The organism is Mesorhizobium sp. M2E.F.Ca.ET.209.01.1.1, from assembly GCF_004010375.2.
GTDB lineage: Bacteria > Pseudomonadota > Alphaproteobacteria > Rhizobiales > Rhizobiaceae > Mesorhizobium.
This window is the reverse complement of the sequence record NZ_SADP02001176.1, coordinates 1-290: the sequence shown is the minus strand read 5'-3', so window position 1 is coordinate 290 and position 290 is coordinate 1. Positions and strand designations below refer to the sequence as shown.

Sequence of the window (290 nt, the reverse complement as noted above, 5' to 3'; positions counted from 1 at the left end):
TGCGCCTTCACCTCCGCGTCCACAGCTTTCGGTTTGGGCAGCGGGATGACGACGTCCGGAGCGACCGCCTCGACGGGATCCGGCACAACCTCGTCCAACGGCGGCTGCTCGCTCAGCGCGGCCATCGCCTGCTCAGCTGGGTCGGCCTCTTGCGCCTTGTCGGCATCGATCGGCGGTTCGGTAGCCGGCTCTGTCCGCTCGATCATCGGTTCCGGCAGCGGGTCGGCCACCGGTCTCACGACGGCGGGCTTTTCCGTCTCCTCGCCTGCATCGGGCGGTCCGGATGTCAC

Annotated in this window: 1 pseudogene; it reads right to left on the bottom strand. The window is 69.0% G+C overall.

The features are described from left to right. Positions 1–290: pseudogene (locus tag EN852_RS41560) on the bottom strand (energy transducer TonB); the annotation flags it as partial.